The organism is Streptomyces sp. NPDC053474 (genome assembly GCF_044544845.1).
In the GTDB taxonomy this organism is placed as follows: Bacteria; Actinomycetota; Actinomycetes; order Streptomycetales; family Streptomycetaceae; genus Streptomyces.
The window spans coordinates 138822-158899 of sequence record NZ_JBITXV010000010.1 but is presented as its reverse complement, the minus strand read 5'-3'; the positions used below and the strand labels follow the sequence as shown (position 1 = coordinate 158899).

Below are 20078 nucleotides of genomic sequence, written 5' to 3'. Positions count from 1 at the left end.
CAGACCATGACGTCTTCGAAGCGAGACCGCGCCGCGGCCCTGCCCAAGGACCTCCAGGAGGCGCTGCGCCGCCGCCTCGCCGGGCGCGCCGGTGGCACGGCGGGAACGACGGCGGCCGGAAACGGGGCGCCGGGCCCGGCCGCCCGGCCGGGCATCCCGCGCGCGGACCGTTCCACTCCGCTGCCGCTGTCCTTCGCCCAGCAGCGGCTGTGGTTCCTGGACCGGTTGCGGCCCGGCGACTCCCGCTACAACAGCGCCGTCGCGCTGCGGCTCACCGGCGCCCTGGACCGCGCGGCGCTCTCCCGCGCCCTGGACACCGTCGTGGCGCGGCACGAGGCGCTGCGCACCACGTTCCAGGAGACCGACGGGCGACCGGCACAGACCGTGCACCCGGCAGGGCCGGTGCCGCTTCCCGTGCGGGACCTGCCCGCCGCGGGCACGGCGGCCCTGGAGGAGGCCCTCCTCGCGGAGTACGAGCGGTCGTTCGACCTGACCGGCGGGCCGCTGCTGCGCGCCCTGCTGCTGCGGGAGCCGGAGGGCGCCGACGTGTCCCACGTCCTGCTCCTGACCGCCCATCACATCGTCACCGACGGCTGGTCGATGGGCGTGGTCCTGGAGGAGCTGTGCGCCGCGTACGACGCGCTGGCCCGGGGTGCGGCACCGGAGCTGCCGCCGGTGGCGGCGCAGTACCCGGACTTCGCGGTGTGGCAGCGCGAGCGGCTCTCCGGAGCGCGCCTGGAGCGGCACCTCGCCTACTGGTCCGAGCAGTTGACCGGTGCCGTGCCGCCGGGCCTGCCCCTGGACCGGCCGCGCCGCGGCGAGGAGGCGGGGGCGGGCGCCGTGCACACCTTCGCCGTGTCCGCGGACACCACGGCCCGGCTGCGCGCGCTCGCCACGGAGCGGCACACCACCCTCTTCACGTCCCTGGTCGCCGGGTGCCAGGCGCTCTTGGCCCGCTGGTCCGGGCAGGACGACATCACCATCGGCTCGCTGACCCCCGGCCGCTCCCACACCGACCTGGAACGGTCCGTCGGCTTCTATGTCAACACCGTCGTGCTGCGCACCCCCGTGGCGGAGGCCGGGTCCTTCCGCGACCTCCTGGGAGCCGCGGCCGACACGGTCAACGACGCCTTCGCGCACGGCGACACGCCCTTCGAGCGCCTGGTGGAGACCGTGGGCGCGACCCGCGAGGCGGGCCGCAACCCCCTGTTCGACGTCATGGTCCTGCTGCACCCCGCCCCGCCCGAGGCGCCCGGCGTGAACGGGGTGAGCGCCTCCCCGGTGACCGTGCCCCGGCGAGCCTCCACCTTCGACCTGAGCGTGGAGTTCGTGCCCGACGGCGACCAGCTCGTCGGCCTCCTGGAGTACCGCACCGACCTGTTCGACACCGCCACGGCCGAGCGGATGGCCGACCAGCTGGTGCGGCTCCTCGACACCGCCGCCTCCGAGCCGGACCGCGCCCTGGGCACGGTCCCGCTGCTCTCCCCGCAGGAGACCCGGCGGATCACCCAGGAGTGGAACGCCACCGCGGCGCCGGAGGCCGCCGGAACCTACCCCGAGCTCTTCGCCCGGCAGGTCGCCCGGGCCCCGCACGCCACCGCCCTGGTCGCCGGGGCCGACCGCCTCGACTACGCGACGCTCGACGCCCGCGCCGACCGCCTCGCCCACCACCTCCTGGCCCACGGCGCCGGGCCGGAGCACCTGGTCGCGCTGCGGCTTCCGCGCACCGCCGACATGATCGTGGCGATGCTCGCCGTGTGGAAGTCCGGCGCGGGCTATCTGCCGCTGGACCCCGCGCTGCCCGACGAGCGCGTACGGTTCCTCCTCGACGACGCCCGCCCGGCCCTGGTCCTCGACGAGGCCGCGCTCGCGGCCGTGCCGGACACCGGGCCCGCCGCCCCCCTCCCGGCCGCGCCGCTCGACCCGGACACCACCGCGTACGTCATCTACACCTCCGGCTCCACCGGGCGCCCCAAGGGCGTCGCCGTGTCGCACCGGTCGCTCACGAACCTCCTGGCGGGCCACCGCGAGGGCTTCGTCGCCGCGGCGGGCGGCGGCCCGCTGCACGTCGCCCTCACCGCGTCGTTCTCCTTCGACACCTCGCTGGAGGGCGTGCTGCTGATGGCCGACGGCCACCCGCTGCACCTGGTCGACGAGACGACCCGCCTGGACGCCGCCGCCCTGGTCGAGTACGTCGTCGCGCACCGCGTCGACTTCCTCGACCTGACCCCCTCGTACCTGCGCCAGCTGCTGCCCGCCGGACTGCTGAGCGACCCCCGCCACCACCCCCGGATCCTGATGCTCGGCGGCGAGGCCATCGGCCCCGCCCTGTGGCGCGAACTCGCCGGACACCGGGACGTGGCCGCGTACAACTTCTACGGCCCCACCGAGTGCACCGTCGACGCGCTCGCCTGCCGGATCGAGGGCGACGGGCGGCCGCTGGTGGGCCGCCCGCTGCCGGGCGTGCGGGCCTACGTCCTCGACCGGCGGCTCCAGGCCGTGCCGCCCGGCGTCGGCGGCGAGCTGTATCTGGCGGGCGAGCAGGTGGCCCGCGGCTACGCGGGCCGCCCCGGCCTCACCGCCGCCCGCTTCCTGCCCGACCCGTTCGGACCGCCCGGCAGCCGCATGTACCGCACCGGGGACCTGGCCCGCTGGACGGGCGACGGGCAACTCGACTACCTGGGCCGCGCCGACGACCAGGTGAAGGTGCGCGGCCACCGCATCGAGCCGGGCGAGATCGAGGCCGTGCTCCTCGACCTGCCGGACGTCTCCGGAGCCGCGGTCGTCGCGGTGCCCGACGCGCACGGCCATCAGCGCCTCGCCGCCTACGTCGTGCCCGCCGCGGGCGCCGCCCGGCCCGCCGCCGCGGAGCTGCGCGGCGCGTGCCGCCGCGTCCTGCCCGACCACATGGTGCCGTCGTCGTTCACCGTCCTCGACGCGCTGCCGCTGACCGCCCACGGCAAGCTGGACCGCAGGGCCCTGCCCGCCCCCGACCTCGAATCCGGCCCCCGCGACCGGGAGTTCGTCGCCCCGCGCACCCCCGAGGAGGAGACCCTCGCGGCCATCTGGGCGGAGGTACTCGGCACGAGCAGGGTCGGGGTCACCGACAACTTCTTCGAGCTCGGCGGCGACTCCATCCTCAGCATCCAGGCCGTCTCCCGCGCCCGCGCCGCCGGACTGCGCCTCAGCTCGCAGGACGTGTTCCGGCACCAGACGGTCGCCGACCTGGCCGCCGCCGCGTCCCGGCGGAACGCCGACGAGCCCGCGCCCCGACGGCCGCGCACCGAGGGGCCCGCCCCCCTGACCCCCGTTCAGGAGTGGTTCTTCGCCACCCACGGCGCCCGGCGGCACTTCAGCATGTCGCTCCTGCTCGACCTGCCGTACGCCCTCGACGAACAGGCCCTGGAACGGGCCGTGGAAGCCCTCGCCGCCCACCACCCGGCGCTGCGCACGCGCTTCGCGAGCACCGGGGGAAGCTGGCGGCAGCACCCCGGAGAGGGCCCGGCCACCGGCCTGCTGACCCGCCACGACCTGCCCGCCGACACCGACGCCGCCGCGACCGCCCGGGGAGCGGCCGCCGACGCCGCCCGCGCCGCCCTCGACCCGGCCACCGGCGCCCTGCTGCGCGCGGCGCTGCTGCGCCCGGCGGCGGGGGAGCGATCCACGACGGGGAAGCAGCCCCCGGCCGGGCAGCGGCCGCAGCTGTTCCTGACCGCCCACCACTTGGCCGTGGACAGCGTCTCCTGGCGGATCCTCCTCGCCGACCTGGAGCGGGCCTACCGCCAGGCCGCCGCGGGCGAGCCGGTCCGCCTGGAGCCCGCCGCCACGCCGTTCGCCGACTGGTCCTGGCACCTGTCCGAACGCGTGCGGTCCGGCGGCCTCGACGGCGACCTGCCCGCCTGGACGGCGGAGGCCGCCGAGCCCCGCACCCCGCTGCCCGTCGACCGGACGGCCGCCCCGCTCGCCGGATCGGTGCGCACCGTGCGCACCCGGGTGGACCGCGCCACCACGGAGGCGCTGCTGCGCCGCGTGCCCGGCGTCTACCGCACCCAGGTCAACGACGTGCTGCTCAGCGCCCTCGGCCGGGTCCTCGCCGACTGGGCGGGCGCCGAACGCGTCACCGTCGCCCTGGAGGGCCACGGCCGCGAGGACGACACCCTCGACCTGTCCGGCACGGTGGGCTGGTTCACCACCCAGTACCCCGTCACCCTCGCCCCGGTCGGGCCGCCCGGCGCGCCCGACTGGGGCGCCACGCTCAAGGCCGTCAAGGAGCGGCTGCGGGCCGTGCCCCGACGCGGCCTCAGCTACGAGGCGCTGGCCCGCCTCGGCTCGCCCGACCCGTCGGCCCGCGCCCTGCGGGACCTGCCGCTGCCCCAGGTGTCGTTCAACTACCACGGCCAGTGGGACACCTCCGGCACCGGGGACTTCACCCCCGTCGCCGACGTGCCCGGCCGGGACGTTGCCGCCGACGTGCCCGTCGACCACCTGCTCGACGTCACGGCCGTGGTCGCGGACGGCGAACTGGAGATCACCTGGCACTACAGCCAGGACACACACGACGCGGCCACCGTCGAGGACCTGGCCACGGGCCTGGTCACCGCCCTCACCGCGATCACCGAGCACTGCGCCCGCCCCGACGCCGGTGGCCGCACCCCCTCCGACTTCCCGCTGGCCCGCCTCGACCAGGCCGGGGTGGACCGCCTCGTCGGCGACGGCAGGAGCGTGGAGGACCTGCTGCCGCTGACACCCCTCCAGGAAGGCATGCTCTTCCACCGCCTCGTCGGCGGCCCCGACGACGTGTACGTGGACCAGGCGGCGCTGCTCCTGGAGGGCGTGGCCGACCCGCACGCCTTCGCCCTGGCCTGGCAGCAGGTGGCCGACGAGACACCCACCCTGCGCACGTCCGTGGTCTGGGAGGGCGTCCCCGCCCCGCTCCAGGTCGTGCACCGCGAGGTCTGCGTCCCGGTCACCCACGTGGACCTGCGGGACCTGGCCGAGGACGAGCGCGCCGCCCGGTTCGAGCGGCTGCGCGCCGACGACCTCGCGCGCGGCATCGACCTCACCACGGCCCCCCTCATGCGGCTCACCCTGGTCCGGCTGCCCGACGCGCGCCTGCACCTGCTGTGGACCTCCCACCACCTGATCCTGGACGGCTGGAGCCTTGCCCAGGTGCTCACCGAGGTCGGCGAGCGCTACGCCGCGCTCACCAGCGGCAGCGCCGCCCGGCCGCTGGTCCGCCGCCCCTTCGGCGACTACGTACGGTGGCTGGCCGAGCAGGACGGCACGGCCGCACGCGCGCACTGGCAGCAGGTCCTCGCGGGCTTCGCCACGCCGACCCCGCTGCCCGTCGACCGCCCCCTGAGCGACGCGCACCAGGCCCGCTCCGCCGGGGTCCACACCACCGGCCTGTCCGACGAGGTGTCCGCGCGCCTGGCCCGCACCGCACGGGCGGCCGGGCTCACCGCCAACACCCTGGTCCAGGGCGCCTGGGCGCTGCTGCTCGCCCGCCATGGCGCCGAGCGGGACGTGGTGTTCGGCACCACCGTGTCCGGGCGCCCCGACGAACTGCCCGGCGTGGAGTCGATGGTGGGCATGTTCATCAACACCCTGCCCACCCGCGTCCCCGTCGACAGCGCCCGCACCGCCGACGTGTGGCTGCGTGAACTCCAGGAGGCGCAGGCCGAGTCGCGGCGCTACTCCGCGGTCTCCCTGGCCGAGCTGACCGCGCTCAGCGACGTGCCTTCCGGCACCCCGCTGTTCCACAGCATGGTGGCCTTCGAGAACTACCCCTTCGACGAGGCCCGCGCGGCCACCACCGGCGTTCGGCTCCTGGACGTCGCCTCCCGCGACGCCACCAACTACCCGCTGGTGCTCCGCGCCTACCAAGGCGAACGGCTCGGCTTCGACCTGGCCTACGACCCGGACCTGTTCGACGCCGCGACGGCACGGGCGCTCGCCGACCGGCTGTGCCTGCTCCTCGCGCAGTTCGCCGACCGCCTCGACCGGCCGCTGCGCGAGCTCGCCGTCACCACCGCCGAGGAGCGCCGCCGGATCCTGACCGAGGGGACCGGCTCCGCGCACGGGCGCCCCGCGCACACCCTGGTGGACCTCTTCGAGGCCCAGGCCGCGCGGACGCCCCACGCCACCGCGGTCACCTGCGGGAGTGACCGCCTCGACTACGCCGCGCTCGACGCGGCGGCCGGGCGCCTCGCCCACCGCCTCGCCGAGGCCGGAGCCGGGCCCGAGCGCTTCGTGGCCCTCGCCCTGCCCCGCTCCACCGACCTGGTCGTCGCGGTCGTCGCCGCCCTGAAGTCCGGCGCCGCCTATCTGCCGATCGACCCCAAGCTGCCCGCCGAGCGCGTCGCCCAGCTGCTGCGCGACACCGCCCCGGTGGCGCTCGTGACCACCACGGACACGAGCGTACGCGCCGACGACACCGCCCTGCCCGTCCTGCTCCTGGACGACGCGCGGGTACGGGCCGACCTCGACCGCCGCCCGGCCACCGGGCCGGACCCGGCCCGGCGCCCGCTGCCGGAGAGCCCCGCCTACGCCATCTACACCTCCGGCTCCACCGGCAGGCCCAAGGGCGTCGTCGTCCCGCACGCCAACGTCGTCCGGCTGTTCACGCGCACCCGTGACTGGTTCGCCTTCGACGAGCACGACGTGTGGACGCTGTTCCACTCCTACGCCTTCGACTTCTCCGTGTGGGAACTGTGGGGCCCGCTGCTGCACGGCGGCCGCCTCGTCGTCGTCCCCGACGACACCGCCCGCTCCCCGGAGGACTTCCTGCGCCTCCTCGCGGACGAAGGCGTCACGGTCCTCAACCAGACCCCGTCCGCCTTCTACCCGCTGGCCCGCGCGGACGCCGAACTCCCCGAGCTGAGCCAGCGCTTGACGCTCCGTCAGGTCATCTTCGGCGGCGAGGCCCTCGACGTCGACCGGCTCGCCGACTGGTACGCCCGCCACGCGGACGACGCGCCGCGCCTGGTCAACATGTACGGCATCACCGAGACCACCGTGCACGTCACCTACGCCCCCCTCGACCGGGCGACGGCCCGCAGAGGCACCGCGAGCCCCATCGGCACCGGCATCCCCGACCTGCGCGTCCACGTGCTCGACGACGACCTGGCCCTGGCACCGCCCGGCGCCATCGGCGAGATGTACGTGGCGGGCGAGGGCCTGGCCCGCGGCTACCTGGGCCTGCCCGCCCTCACCGCCACCCGGTTCCTGCCCGACCCCTTCGGGCCGCCCGGCGCCCGCATGTACCGCACCGGCGACCGGGCCCGGCGGCGGCCCGACGGCACCCTGGAGTACCTCGGCCGCGCCGACGCCCAGGTCAAGATCCGCGGCTACCGCATCGAACCCGGCGAGATCGAGGCCGCGCTCCACTCCCACCCCGGCGTCGGCGCCGCCACCGTCGGCGTGTACGAGGACTCCGCCGGGACCCGGCGCCTGGTCGCCCACGTCGTCGGCTCGGGCGCGGACGGCGCCCCGGCGGCCGCCGCGCTCCGCGCGCACCTGGAAGGCCTGCTGCCCGCCCACATGGTGCCCGCCGCCTACGTCCCGCTGGCCGCGCTGCCCCTGACCGCCAACGGCAAGCTCGACCGGCGCGCCCTGCCCGCCCCCGGCGCCGACGGCTTCGCCACCAGGAGCGACCGCACCCCGCCGCGCACCGAGGCCGAACGCCTGGTCGCCGCCGCCTGGGCGGACGTCCTCGACACCGCGGAGGTGGGCGCCGACGACGACTTCTTCGCCCTCGGCGGCGACTCCATCCTCGCCGTCCGCGTCACCTCCCGGCTGCGCGCCGCCTTCGGCACGGACGTCTCACCCCGGCTCCTGTTCACCCACCCCACCGTGAGCGCCCTGGCCGCCGCCCTCGGCGACCCGTCGGGCGCCGCGGCCCCCGACGTGATCCCGGCCGCCGACCCGGACACCGCGCCGCCGCTGTCGTACGCCCAGCAGCGCCTGTGGTTCCTCGACCGCTTCGAGCCCGGCAGCACCGAGTACACGACGGTGTCCGCCCTGCGCCTGCGCGGCGCCCTCGACGAGACCGCCCTGCGCACCGCCCTGGACGGCCTGGTCGCCCGGCACGAGGCCCTGCGCACCACGTTCGCCGAACAGGACGGCACGGCCCGGCAGCTCGTGGCCCCGCCGCACGGCGCCGACCTGCGCGTGGACGACCTCACGTCCGCCGCGGCCGACGCGCTGGAGGCCCTCCTGGAACGCGAGGCCACCACCCCCTTCGACCTGAGCACCGGGCCGCTGCTGCGGGCCCGCCTCGCCCGCCTGGCCGACGACGAGCACGTGCTCGTCCTGGCCCTCCACCACATCGTCACCGACGGCTGGTCCCTCGGCGTCCTCGGCCGCGACCTCGGCGAGCTGTACACGGCCGCGCTGGAGGACCGCGACCCCCAGCTGCCCGAACTGCCCGTGCGCTACGCCGACTACGCCGCCTGGCAGCGCGGCCGCACCGAGGAGGCCGAGCGGCAGCTCGCCCACTGGAAGCGCGTCCTGGACGGCCTGGCCCCGCTGGAGCCGCCCACGGACCGGCCCCGCCCCGCCGTGCGCACCCGCGACGGCGCCCTGGTGACCTTCCCGCTCCCGGCCGCGCTCGTGGAGCGGCTGCGGGAGCGGGGCCGCGAGGCCGACGCCACCCTGTACATGACCCTCCTGACGGCCTGCCAGGTCCTCCTCGCCCGGTGGACGGGCCAGCAGGACATCGCCGTCGGCACCGTGACCGCGGGCCGCGAACGCGCCGAACTCCACGACGTGGTCGGCATGTTCGTCAACACCCTCGTGCTGCGCGGCGAGGTCACCCCCGGCCAGTCGTTCCGCGGCCTCCTTGACCGGGCGCGCACCACCACGCTCGACGCCTTCGCCCACCAGGACGTGCCCTTCGAGCGGGTCGTGGACGCGGTGCGGCCCGAGCGCGACACCAGCCGCACCCCCCTGTTCCAGGTCATGGTGGCCCTGCACAACCTCGGCACCGAGGCACCCGCCCTGCCCGGCCTCGACGTCGAGGCCGTGACCCCACCGGTGCGGGGCGCCACCTTCGACCTCGCCTTCGACTTCGTCGAGCACGACGACGGCGTCACCGGCCATCTGGAGTACAGCACCGGCCTGTTCGACCCCGGCACCGCCGAACGCCTCGCCGCGCAGCTGCGGCTGCTCCTGGACGCCGTCGCCGACAACCCGGACCAGGAGGTCGGCGCGCTGCCCCTCATGACCCCCGCCGAACGGCGGCAGGTCCTTCAGGAGTGGCAGGGCGGCCCCGCGCCCGCGCCGGAGGCCGCGCCCGGAACCTTCCCGGCCCTGTTCGAGGCACGGGCCGCGCGCACGCCGGACGCCACCGCCCTGGTCGCCCGCGACGCCACGCTCGACTTCGCCGCCCTCAACGACCGCGCCAACCGGCTCGCCCACCACCTCATCGCCCAGGGCGTGGGCCCCGAGCGCACCGTCGCCACGCGCCTGCCGCGCACCTCGGACCAGGTGGTCGCCCTGTTCGCCGTCCTCAAGGCGGGCGGCACCCTGCTGTGCCTCGACCCCGACCTGCCCGAGGAGCGCGTCGCCTACCTCACCGCCGACGCGGCGCCCCGCACGGTCCTGACGGCCGAGGCGCTGCGCGCGGTGCCCTGGGAGCGGCTGCCCGCCCACGACCCGACCGACGCCGACCGCCTCGCGCCGCTGCGCCCGGCCACCACCGCGTACGTCATCTACACCTCCGGCTCCACCGGGCGGCCCAAGGGCGTCGCCGTGGAACACCGCCAGCTGGTCAACCTCTGCCACGACCACCAGGAGGGGATCGTCGCCCCGCACACCACCGACGGCCGTCGGCTGCGGGCCGCGCTCAGCGCGTCGTTCTCCTTCGACACCTCCTGGGAGGGGCCGCTGCTCCTCGCGCTCGGCCAGGAGGTCCACCTCGTCGACGAGGACGTGCGCCTGGACCCGGAGGCGTTCTGCGCCCAGGTCGCCGAGCACCGTCTTGACCTGGTGAACGTCACCCCGTCCTTCCTGCGCGAACTCACCGCGGCGGGCCTCCTCGCGCCCGGCCGCCACCACCCGCACGTGCTCCTGGTCGGCGGCGAGGCGCTCGGCGCCGACACCTGGCGCGAGCTGTGCGCGGCACAGGACACCGGCGTCACCGCGTACAACGTGTACGGGCCCACCGAGTGCACCGTCGACGCCGTCTACGGCCCGTGCGCCCAGCGGCCCGAGCGCCCGGTCATCGGCCGCCCCGGCCGGGGCCTGCGCGCCTACGTCCTCGACGGCGCGCTGCGTCCGGTGCCGCCCGGCACCCCGGGCGAGCTGTACCTGGCGGGCGCGCAGGTGGCCCGCGGCTATCTGAACCGGCCGGGCCTGACCGCGGCCCGCTTCCTCGCCGACCCCTACGGGGCGCCGGGCACGCGCATGTACCGCACCGGCGACCGCGCCCGCTGGGACGACCACGGGCTCCTGGAGTTCCTCGGCCGCGCCGACGAGCAGGTCAAGATCCGCGGCTTCCGCATCGAACCCGGCGAGATCGAAGCCGCCCTGACGGCCCATCCGGATGTCGCCGAGGCCGTGGTGACGCCCCACGAGCACGCGGGCCGCACCCTGCTCGTGGCCTACGTGGTGCCCGCGGGGGAGCGCACCCCGACGGGCGACGACCTGCGGGCCCGGCTGCGCAGGACACTGCCGGACCACATGGTGCCGCAGGCGTTCGTGCCGCTGACGCGCATCCCGCGCACCAGCAGCGGCAAGACCGACCGCCGCGCCCTGCCCGCCCCGCCCACGCAGCCCGACACCCAGGTGCCCTACGTCGCGCCCCGGCCCGGCACCGAGGAGTGCCTGGCCACGATCTGGGCGGACGTCCTCGGCGTGGCCCGGGTGGGCGCCCGCGACAACTTCTTCGCGCTCGGCGGCGACTCGATCCTCAGCATCCAGATCGTCTCCCGGGCCCGCCGCGCGGGCCTCGCCGTGACCACCAAGGACGTGTTCCGCGCCCCGACCGTCGCCGAACTCGCCCTGTGCGCCACCGCCGCGGACCCGGCCGGATCCGCCCCGGACGCCGCCCCGCCCGCCGAGGCGCCGCTCACCCCGATCCAGCGCTGGTACCTCGACGCCCGCCGCCCCGGCGACGCGCTGCGCTTCACCATGACCCAGCGCCTCGAACTGGCCCCGGGCACCGACCTGGCCGCCCTGGAGCAGGCCGTCGACGCCGTCGTGCGCCACCACGCCGCGCTGCGCACCCGCTTTTGCCACACCGGCGACGGCTGGCGCCAGGAACTCCTCGCCGAGGCCCCGGGGCCCGTGTTCACCGCCCACGACGCGACGGGCCTCGACGAGGCGGCCCTTGCAGCGGAGGTGCAGCGCGCGGCGGACGCCGCCCAGGCCTCGCTCGACCCCACCGAGGGCCGGACGGTCCGGGTCCTCGTCTTCGACCGCGGCCCCGACAGGCCCGCGCAACTCGTCTTCACCGTGCACCACTTGGCGGTCGACGGCGTCTCCTGGCGCATCCTGCTCGGCGACCTGGAGAGCGCCCACCGCGCGGCCGCCGCCGGACGGCCCGTCGAGCTCGCCCCGGTCGGCACCGCGTACGGACACTGGGCCGCCCGGCTCGACGCCCACACCCGCTCCGGCGCCCTGGACGCCGACCTCGCCCACTGGCGGCGGACCGCCGCCGCCCCGGCCGAGCTGCCCGCCGGGCGCCCCGGCCCCAACACCCACGGCGGCGCCGCCACCCTCACGGTCACGCTGACGCCCGAGGAGACCGACGCCCTGCTGCGCCAGGTCCCCGACGTCTACCGCACCCAGGTCAACGACGTGCTCCTCAGCGCCCTTGGCCGCACCCTGGCCCGCTGGTGCGGGCGCGAGACCGTCCTGATCGGCGTGGAGGGCCACGGCCGCGAGGACCTGTTCGAGCACGTGGACCTGTCGCGGACCGTCGGCTGGTTCACCGCCGAGTTCCCCCTCGCCCTGACCGTCGCCCCCGACGCCGACTGGCGCGACACCCTGCGCTCGGTCAAGGAGCAGCTGCGCGCGGTCCCGCTGCACGGCCTGAGCCACGGCGCCCTGCGGCACCTGCTGCCCGAGAGCCCGCTGGCCGAAGGCCCCGCACCGCAGGTCGGGTTCAACTACCACGGGCAGTGGGGCACCGCAGGCCCCCGGGACGGCGTGCTGTACGGCGCCGCCCTGCCGCCCGCGGGCCGCGACACCGACCCCGACGAGACCCGGCCCTACCTCCTCGACATCACCGGCGTGGTCCACGACGGGCGCCTCGAACTCGGCTGGACGTACCCGAGTGCCGTCTACGACGAAGCCACGGTGCGCCAGTTGGCCGAGGAGACGCACGCGGCCCTGCGTGACATCGCCCGGCACTGCGCCCGCCCCGACGCGGGCGGCCGCACGCCCTCCGACTTCCCACTCGCCGGGCTCACCCAGGACCACCTGGACCGGCTCGTCGGCGACGGACGGCACGTCGCGGACGTCCTGCCGCTGACCCCGCTACAGGCCGGCATGCTCTTCCACGGCCTCGTCGACACCGCCGGGGCCTACTTCGACCGCACGGCGGTGCGCCTGTCCGGAGTCACGGACCCGCGGGCGCTCGCCGCCGCCTGGCAGCAGGTCGCCGACCGCACCCCGGCGCTGCGCACCAGCGTCCACTGGCAGGGCCTGCCGCGGCCCGTGCAAGTGGTCCACCACCGCGCGGAGCTGCCCGTCACCCACCTCGACTGGCGCGCACTGACGCCCGAGGGGCGCGCCGAGGCCGTCGAGCGGCTGCTCGCCGAGGACCGCGCCGCGGGCATGGAGCTGACCACCGCGCCGCTCACCCGGATCACCCTGGCCGCCCTGCCCGGGGACGAGGTCCTGCTGCTGTGGTCGTCGCACCACCTCATCCTCGACGGCTGGAGCAGCGGTCAGCTCCTCATCGAGGTGTGCGAGCGCTACGCCGCGTTCACCGGCGGCCCGCAGGCCGCCGCCCCGATCCGGCGCCCCTTCGCGGACTTCCTCCAGTGGCTCGCGGAGCAGGACGAGTCCCTCGCCGAGGCGTACTGGGCCGACGAGCTCGCCGGATGCGCCGCGCGCACCCCGCTGCCGTACGACCGCGTCCCCGCCGAGGCCCACCGCGCCCGCTCCGAGGAAGCCGTCGCACGCGCACTCGACGCGGACGTCTCGCGCACGCTGCGGGAGACGGCGGCCCGCGCCGGACTGACCGTCAACACCGTGGTGCAGGCCGCCTGGGGGCTGCTCCTGGCCCGCTACAGCGGCCGCGACGACGTCGTGTTCGGTACGACGGTCTCCGGCCGCCCCGCCGAGCTGCCCGGCGTGGACTCCATGGTCGGCATGTTCATCAACACCGTGCCGACGCGGGTACGCGTCCCCGGCGGCGGCGTGCTGCCCTGGCTGCGCGACCTCCAGGAGCGGCAGGGCGACGCCCGCCGCTTCGACTTCCTCGCGCTGCCCCGCATCCAGGCCCTCAGCGAGCTCCCGTCGGGCGAGGCCCTGTTCGACAGCATGGTGGTGTTCGAGAACTACCCCGTCGACGAGCGGGCCGCGGCCAGGACCGGCGTGCGCGTCGAGGAGGTGCGCGCCGACGACGCCACCACCTTCCCGCTGTGCCTGCGCGCCCACCTCGCCGAAGGGCTCGGCTTCGACCTGGCCTACGACCCCGCCCTCTTCGACCGGGCCACCGTCGAACGCGCCGCGGACCGCCTCACCACCCTGCTCACCCGCCTCGCCGAGGGCCTCGACGCGGACGTGGACGAGCTGGACCTGCTCACCGCCGAGGACAAGGACCTCCTGCGGCGGTGGAACGCCACCCCCTCCGACAGCGCGCCCGCGCGCACCCCGGTGGCCCTCTTCGCCGAGCAGGCCCGCCGCACCCCCGACGCGGTCGCCCTCCAGGACGGCGACCGGTCACTGACGTACCGTCAACTCGCGGACTGGTCCGACCGGGTGGCCTCCCGGCTCCGCGCCGATGGCCTGGGGGCCGAGGACCGCGTGGCCCTGCTCATGGACCGCTCCGCCGCCCTCGTGGTCGCGCAGCTCGCGGTCCTCAAGGCGGGCGGCGCCTATGTGCCCGTCGACACCCGCGCGCCCGAGGAGCGCCGCCGCGCCCTGCTCGACCAGGTCGGCGCCACCGCCCGGCTCACCGCCGACGACGTCGAGGCCGCGCGCACCGGCCCCGCCGGGGCACCCCTCGCCGGGCAGGCCGACCCCGACCAGCTGGCCTACGTGATGTTCACCTCCGGCTCCACCGGCCTGCCCAAGGCCGTCGCCGTGCGCCACCGCGACGTGGCCGCGCTGGCCACCGACAGCCGCTTCGCGGACGGCGTGTGCGCCCGCGTCCTGCTGCACTCCCCGGTCGCCTTCGACGCCGTCACCTTCGAGGTGTGGGCGCCCCTGCTGACCGGCGGCCGCGTGGTCGTCGCCCCCGACGGGGCGGTGGACGCGGCTCTGCTGCGGCGGCTCGCCGGTACCGGCGGCCTGAGCGCGCTGTGGCTCACCGCCGGCCTCTTCCGGCTCCTCGCCCAGGACGCCCCGGACTGCTTCACCGGTCTGCGCCAGGTCTGGACGGGCGGCGACGTGGTCCCCGCGGCGGCCGTACGCCGCGTCCTCGCCGCCTGCCCCGGCCTGACCGTCGTGGACGGCTACGGCCCCACCGAGACCACCACCTTCGCGACCTCCTTCGCCCTCGCCGACGCCGCCGCCGTGCCCGACACCGTGCCGATCGGCCACCCCCTGGACGGCATGCGCGCGCACGTCCTCGACGCCCGCCTCAGGCCCGTGCCGCCGGGCTGCGCGGGCGAGCTGTACCTCGCGGGCGAGGGCGTGGCGCGCGGCTATCTGGGCCGCGGCAAAGAGACCGCGGGCCGCTTCCTCGCCGACCCCTACGGGCCGCCCGGCGCCCGCATGTACCGCACCGGCGACCTGGCCCGGCGCCACCCGGACGGCACCGTCGCCTTCCTCGGCCGCGCCGACGACCAGGTGAAGATCCGCGGCTTCCGCGTCGAACCCGGCGAGGCCGAGGCCGCCCTCGCGGCGCACCCCGGCGTCGTGGACGTCGCCGTGGTGGCCCGCGAGGACCGGCCCGGCGCCCGGCGCCTGGTGGCCTACCTCGTCGGCCCGGCGGGCGCAGACCCGGCGGAGCTGCGGTCCTTCGCCGCCCGCGCGCTGCCCGACTACCTCGTGCCCTCCGCGTACGTCCCGCTGGCGGCCCTGCCGCTCAGCGCCAACGGCAAGGTCGACCGGGCGGCGCTCCCGGCCCCGGAGCCGGACGCGGGGGCGGGCGGCGCCGCGCGCGTCGAGCCCCGCACCGACGCCGAACGCCGCGTCGCCGCCGTCTTCGCCGACGTCCTCGGCGTGGCCCTGCCCGGCGCGGAGGACGACTTCTTCACCCTGGGCGGCGACTCGATCCTCAGCATCCGCCTCGCGTCCCGCCTGGCCGAGGAGTTCGGCACGGAGGTCTCGCCGCGCGCGGTGTTCACCCACCCCACCCCGGCCGCGCTCGCCACCCTGGTCACCGCCGCCCCGGCCCCCGGCACGGCCCGCCCCGCCATCGTGCCCGTCGCGCGCGCCACGGCCCCCATGTCGTACGCGCAGCAACGCCTGTGGTTCCTCGCGGAGTTCGCGCCCGGCGGGACCGCCGAGTACGTCACGGGCCTCGCGCTGCGGCTGCGCGGACGGCTCGACACCGGCGCCCTGACCGAGGCCCTGACCGGCCTCGTGGCCCGGCACGCCTCGCTGCGCACCACCTTCGACACCGTCGACGGCCACGGCGTACAGGTCGTGCACCCGCCCCGCGAGGCGACGCTGCCGACGCACGACCTGTCGGGCACGTCCGAGAAGCACCGCGCGGCCCAGCTGGACCGCCTCCTGACGGACGAACGCACCCGCCCCTTCGACCTGCGCCACGGCCCGCTGCTGCGCACCGCCCTGGTGCGCCTCGGCGACGACGACCACGTGCTCGCGCTGACCCTGCACCACATCGTCACCGACGGCTGGTCCACCGCCGTGCTCACCGGCGACCTGGCCCACCTCTACCGGCAGGCCCTCGGCACCGGCACCGGGGAGCTGCCGCCGCTGCCCGTGCAGTACGCCGACTACGCGCACTGGCAGCGCACCGCCGACGGCGCGGACGCCGACGCCCAACTCGCCTACTGGAAGCAGCACCTGGCCGACACCGAACCCGTCGACCTGCCCACCGACCGGCCGCGCCCCGCCGTGCGCACCCACCACGGCGGCACCGCCCGGCTGACCCTGGCCCCCCGGACCGCCCGGCGCCTCGCCCAGGTCGGCCGGGAGCGCGGGGCCACCTTGTTCACCACGCTCGTCGCCGCCGCGCAGACCTACCTCGCGCGCCTGTCCGGCGGGCGGGACATCGCCGTCGGCACCGTCACCTCCGGCCGCGACCGGCCCGAGGTCCAGAACCTGGTCGGCTTCTTCGTCAACACCCTCGTCCTGCGCTCACGCGTCGAGCCCGAGCGCGGCTTCCCCGAGTTCCTCGACGACGTCCGGCAGACCGTGCTCGACGCCTTCGCGCACCAGGACGTGCCCTTCGAGCGGGTGGTGGACGAGGTCCAGCCGGTGCGCGACACCAGCCGCACCCCGCTCTTCCAGGTCATGGTCGTCCTCCAGAACACCCCGACCGGCGACCTCGACCTGCCGGGACTCGACGTCTGCGACATCGAGTCGGAGCTCCAGCACGCGGCCTTCGACCTCACCCTGGAGTTCGCCGAGACGGACTCCGGAGCGCTGCACGGCCTGCTCACCTACAACACCGACCTGTTCGACGCGGCGACGGCCGAGCGCATGGCCGACCAGCTCGGCACGCTCCTGACCGCCGTCGCCGACGACCCGCACCGGCCCCTGGGCGCCCTGCCCCTGTCCTCCGACGCCGAGCTGAAGACCCTCCTGGAGCAGGGCCACGGCACGGCCCGGCCGCTCCCCGCGGTCACCCTGCCCCGGCTCTTCGAACGGCAGGCCGCGCGCACGCCCGACGCGGTGGCGCTCGACGACGGCTCCCGGCAGCTGACGTACGCCGAGGTCGACCGCGCCGCCAACCGCCTCGCCCACCAGCTGATCGGCCGCGGCGTCGGCCCCGAGCGCGTGGTGGCCCTGGCCCTGTCCCGGACCGCCGAAGCGGTGGTGGCGCAGCTCGCGGTCGCCAAGGCGGGCGGCGCCTTCCTGTCCGTGGACCCCGCCTACCCCGAGCGGCGGCGGGAGTTCATGGTGCACGACGCGGGCGCCTGGCTCACCCTGGCCGACCCGGCGGAGGTCTGGGCCGCCGACGGGCCCGCGACCGCGCCCACCGACGCCGACCGCACCGCACCACTGACCTGCGACCACCCCGCGTACGTCATCTACACCTCCGGGTCCACCGGAACGCCCAAGGGCGTCGTGGTGCCGCACCGGGGCCTGGCGGGCTTCGCCGCGGCCGCCGCCGAGCAGTACGCGGCGGGCCCCGGCGACAAGGTCCTGCAGTTCGCCTCGCCCAGCTTCGACGCCTCCGTCCTGGAGCTGTGCGTCTCGCTGCTCAGCGGCGCCGCCCTGGTGACCGGCGAGGAGGGCCCGCTGGTCGGCGAACGCCTCGCCCAGGTCCTCACCGAGCGGCACGTCAGCCACACCCTCATCCCGCCCGCCGCCCTGGCCACGGTGGCACCCGAGACCGCGGGCAGCCTGCCGCACCTGCGCACCCTGATCGTCGGCGCGGAGGCCTGCCCGCCCGACCTCGTCGAGCAGTGGGCCCCCGGCCGCCGGATGATCAACTCCTACGGGCCCACCGAGGCGACCGTGGTCGCCTCCTGGACCGGGCCCCTGTCCCCGGGAGCGGGTGCCCCGCCCATCGGCCGCCCGGCGGGCGCCACCCGCCTGTATGTCCTCGACGCCGCCCTGCGGCCCGTCCCGCCCGGCGTGACCGGCGAGCTGTACGTCGCGGGGCCCGGCCTCGCCCGCGGCTATGTGAACCAGCCGGGCCTGACCGCCCAGCGCTTCACCGCCGACCCGTTCGGCCCGCCGGGGGAGCGCATGTACCGCACTGGCGACCTGGTGCGCTGGGGCGCCGACGGCGCGCTGCGCTTCGCGGGGCGCGCCGACGACCAGATCAAGCTGCGCGGCTACCGCATCGAGCCGGGCGAGATCGAGAGCGCCCTGCGCCGCAGCGACCGGGTGCGCGACGCGGTCGTCGTCGTCCGCGCCGACGGCGGCTCCGAGCGGCTCGTGGCGTACGTCGTGCCCACCGGCGGCGACACCGGACAGCTCCCCGCCGCTGAGCTGCGCGAGCACCTCGCCGGGCTGCTCCCGCTGCACATGGTGCCGTCGGTGTTCGTCCCCCTGGAGCGGCTGCCGCTCACCCCGAACGGCAAGGCCGACCGGCGCGCCCTGCCCGCGCCCGGGCCCGCGCACACCGCCACCGGGCCGCACGTCGCACCGCGCACCGACACCGAACGCCGGGTCGCCCGCATCTGGGGCGACGTCCTCGGTGTCGACGACGTGGGCGCCCACGACAACTTCTTCCTCCTCGGCGGCGACTCGATCCTGAGCATGCAGGTCGTGTCCCGGCTGCGGCGCGACGGGCTGCACCTGGCCACGCGTGACCTGTTCACCCACCAGACGGTGGCCGAACTCGCCGCCGTCGTCAGGACCGCGCCGCAGCGCTCCGGCGAGGGCCCGGTGAGCGGCGACGTACCGCTCACCCCCATCCAGGAGTGGTTCCTGACCACCCCGCGCGCCGCGCACCACCACTTCAACCAGTCGGCGCTCCTGGAACTCGACGGGGCCCCCGATCCGCAGGCCCTGCGCGCCGCCCTGGAGGCGCTGCTCGAACACCACGACGCGCTGCGCATGCGCTTCACCCAGGACGCCGAGGGCTGGCGGCAGTTCAACCCGCCGCCCGCCGACACCCCCGCCGACGGCCTGCTCGTCCAGCACGACCTGAGCGGCCTGGCCGAGGCGGAGGCCGACGAGGCCCTGCGCAAGGCCGCCGACGACCTGCACACCGGCTTCGACCTGGGCCGCGGCCCGCTGCTGCGGGCGGCCCTGTTCACCGGGGACGCGGACCGCCCCGTCTTCCTCCTCCTGGTCGGCCACCACCTGGTCGTGGACGCGGTGTCCTGGCGGATCCTCGCCGACGACCTGGAAGCCGCCTACCGGCAGGCGGCCGCGGGCGAGCCCATCGCCCTGGGGGAGCGCACCACTTCCTTCCGGGACTGGTCCCGACGGCTCGCCGCGCACGTCGCCGAGGGCGGCCTCGACCACGAACTGCCGTACTGGGAGGAGACGGTGACCGCCGAGCCGCCGCCCGCCGCCGAGGTGGCGGGAGTGGACGAGGGCGAGGCCCGGCAGGTCACCGTGGAGGTGACCGAGGAGGACACGACGGCGCTGCTGCGGGCCGCGCCGACCGCCTACCGCACCCGCGTCAACGACGTCCTGCTGGCCGCCCTCGCCCTCGCCCTCGCCCGCTGGACCGGCGGCGACCGGGTCCGCCTCGACCTGGAAGGGCACGGCCGTGAGGACCTGCTCGACGGCGTGGACCTGTCCCGCACGGTCGGCTGGTTCACCACCGTCCACCCCGTCGCCCTCCAGGTGACACAGCCGGAGGACCTCGGTGCCTCCCGCGACTGGCGGGCCCTGGTGAAGTCCGTGCGCCGCCAGCTGCGCGTGGTGCCCGGCAACGGCCTCGGCTACGGCGCCCTGCGCACCTTCGGCCCGCCCGAGGTCCGCGAGCGGCTCGGCGCCGCGGCCCACGGCCAGGTGGTGTTCAACTACCTCGGGCAGTGGGACGCCCGGCCCGCGGAGCCCGGCACCGGCCTCGTGCGCGCCGAACACGGCTCCCTCGGCCAGGACCACGACCCACGGGACAGCGGATCCCACCCCCTTGAGGTGGTCGGCGCCGTCCAGGACGGCCGCCTCGCCTTCACCTGGCACCACCGCACGGGACTGCACGACACGGAGACCGTACGCCGCGTCGCCGAGGAGTTCGCCACGGCTCTGCACCACATAGCCCGGCATGCCCGCGACAGCCTGTGACCCACGCTCCGCCCCGGGGCGCCCGCACCGCCGGTGCCCCGGGGCGGCGACACCGCACCCACGAGAGGAGA

At 76.4% G+C, this 20078-nt stretch carries 1 protein-coding gene; it reads left to right on the top strand.

Translation table 11 applies throughout. From position 1 onward, the window contains the following. The first annotated feature begins 6 nt into the window (after positions 1-6). Positions 7-20007, top strand: a complete 20001-nt coding sequence (locus ACIG3E_RS24450) for a non-ribosomal peptide synthase/polyketide synthase (RefSeq protein WP_399620169.1) — start codon at positions 7-9, stop codon at positions 20005-20007. The last annotated feature ends 71 nt before the right edge of the window (positions 20008-20078 follow it).

Coding starts and splice junctions, on each gene's coding strand:
- ACIG3E_RS24450 (WP_399620169.1), top strand. CDS start 7: ATGACGTCTTCGAAGCGAGACCGCGCCGCGGCCCTGCCCAAGGACCTC.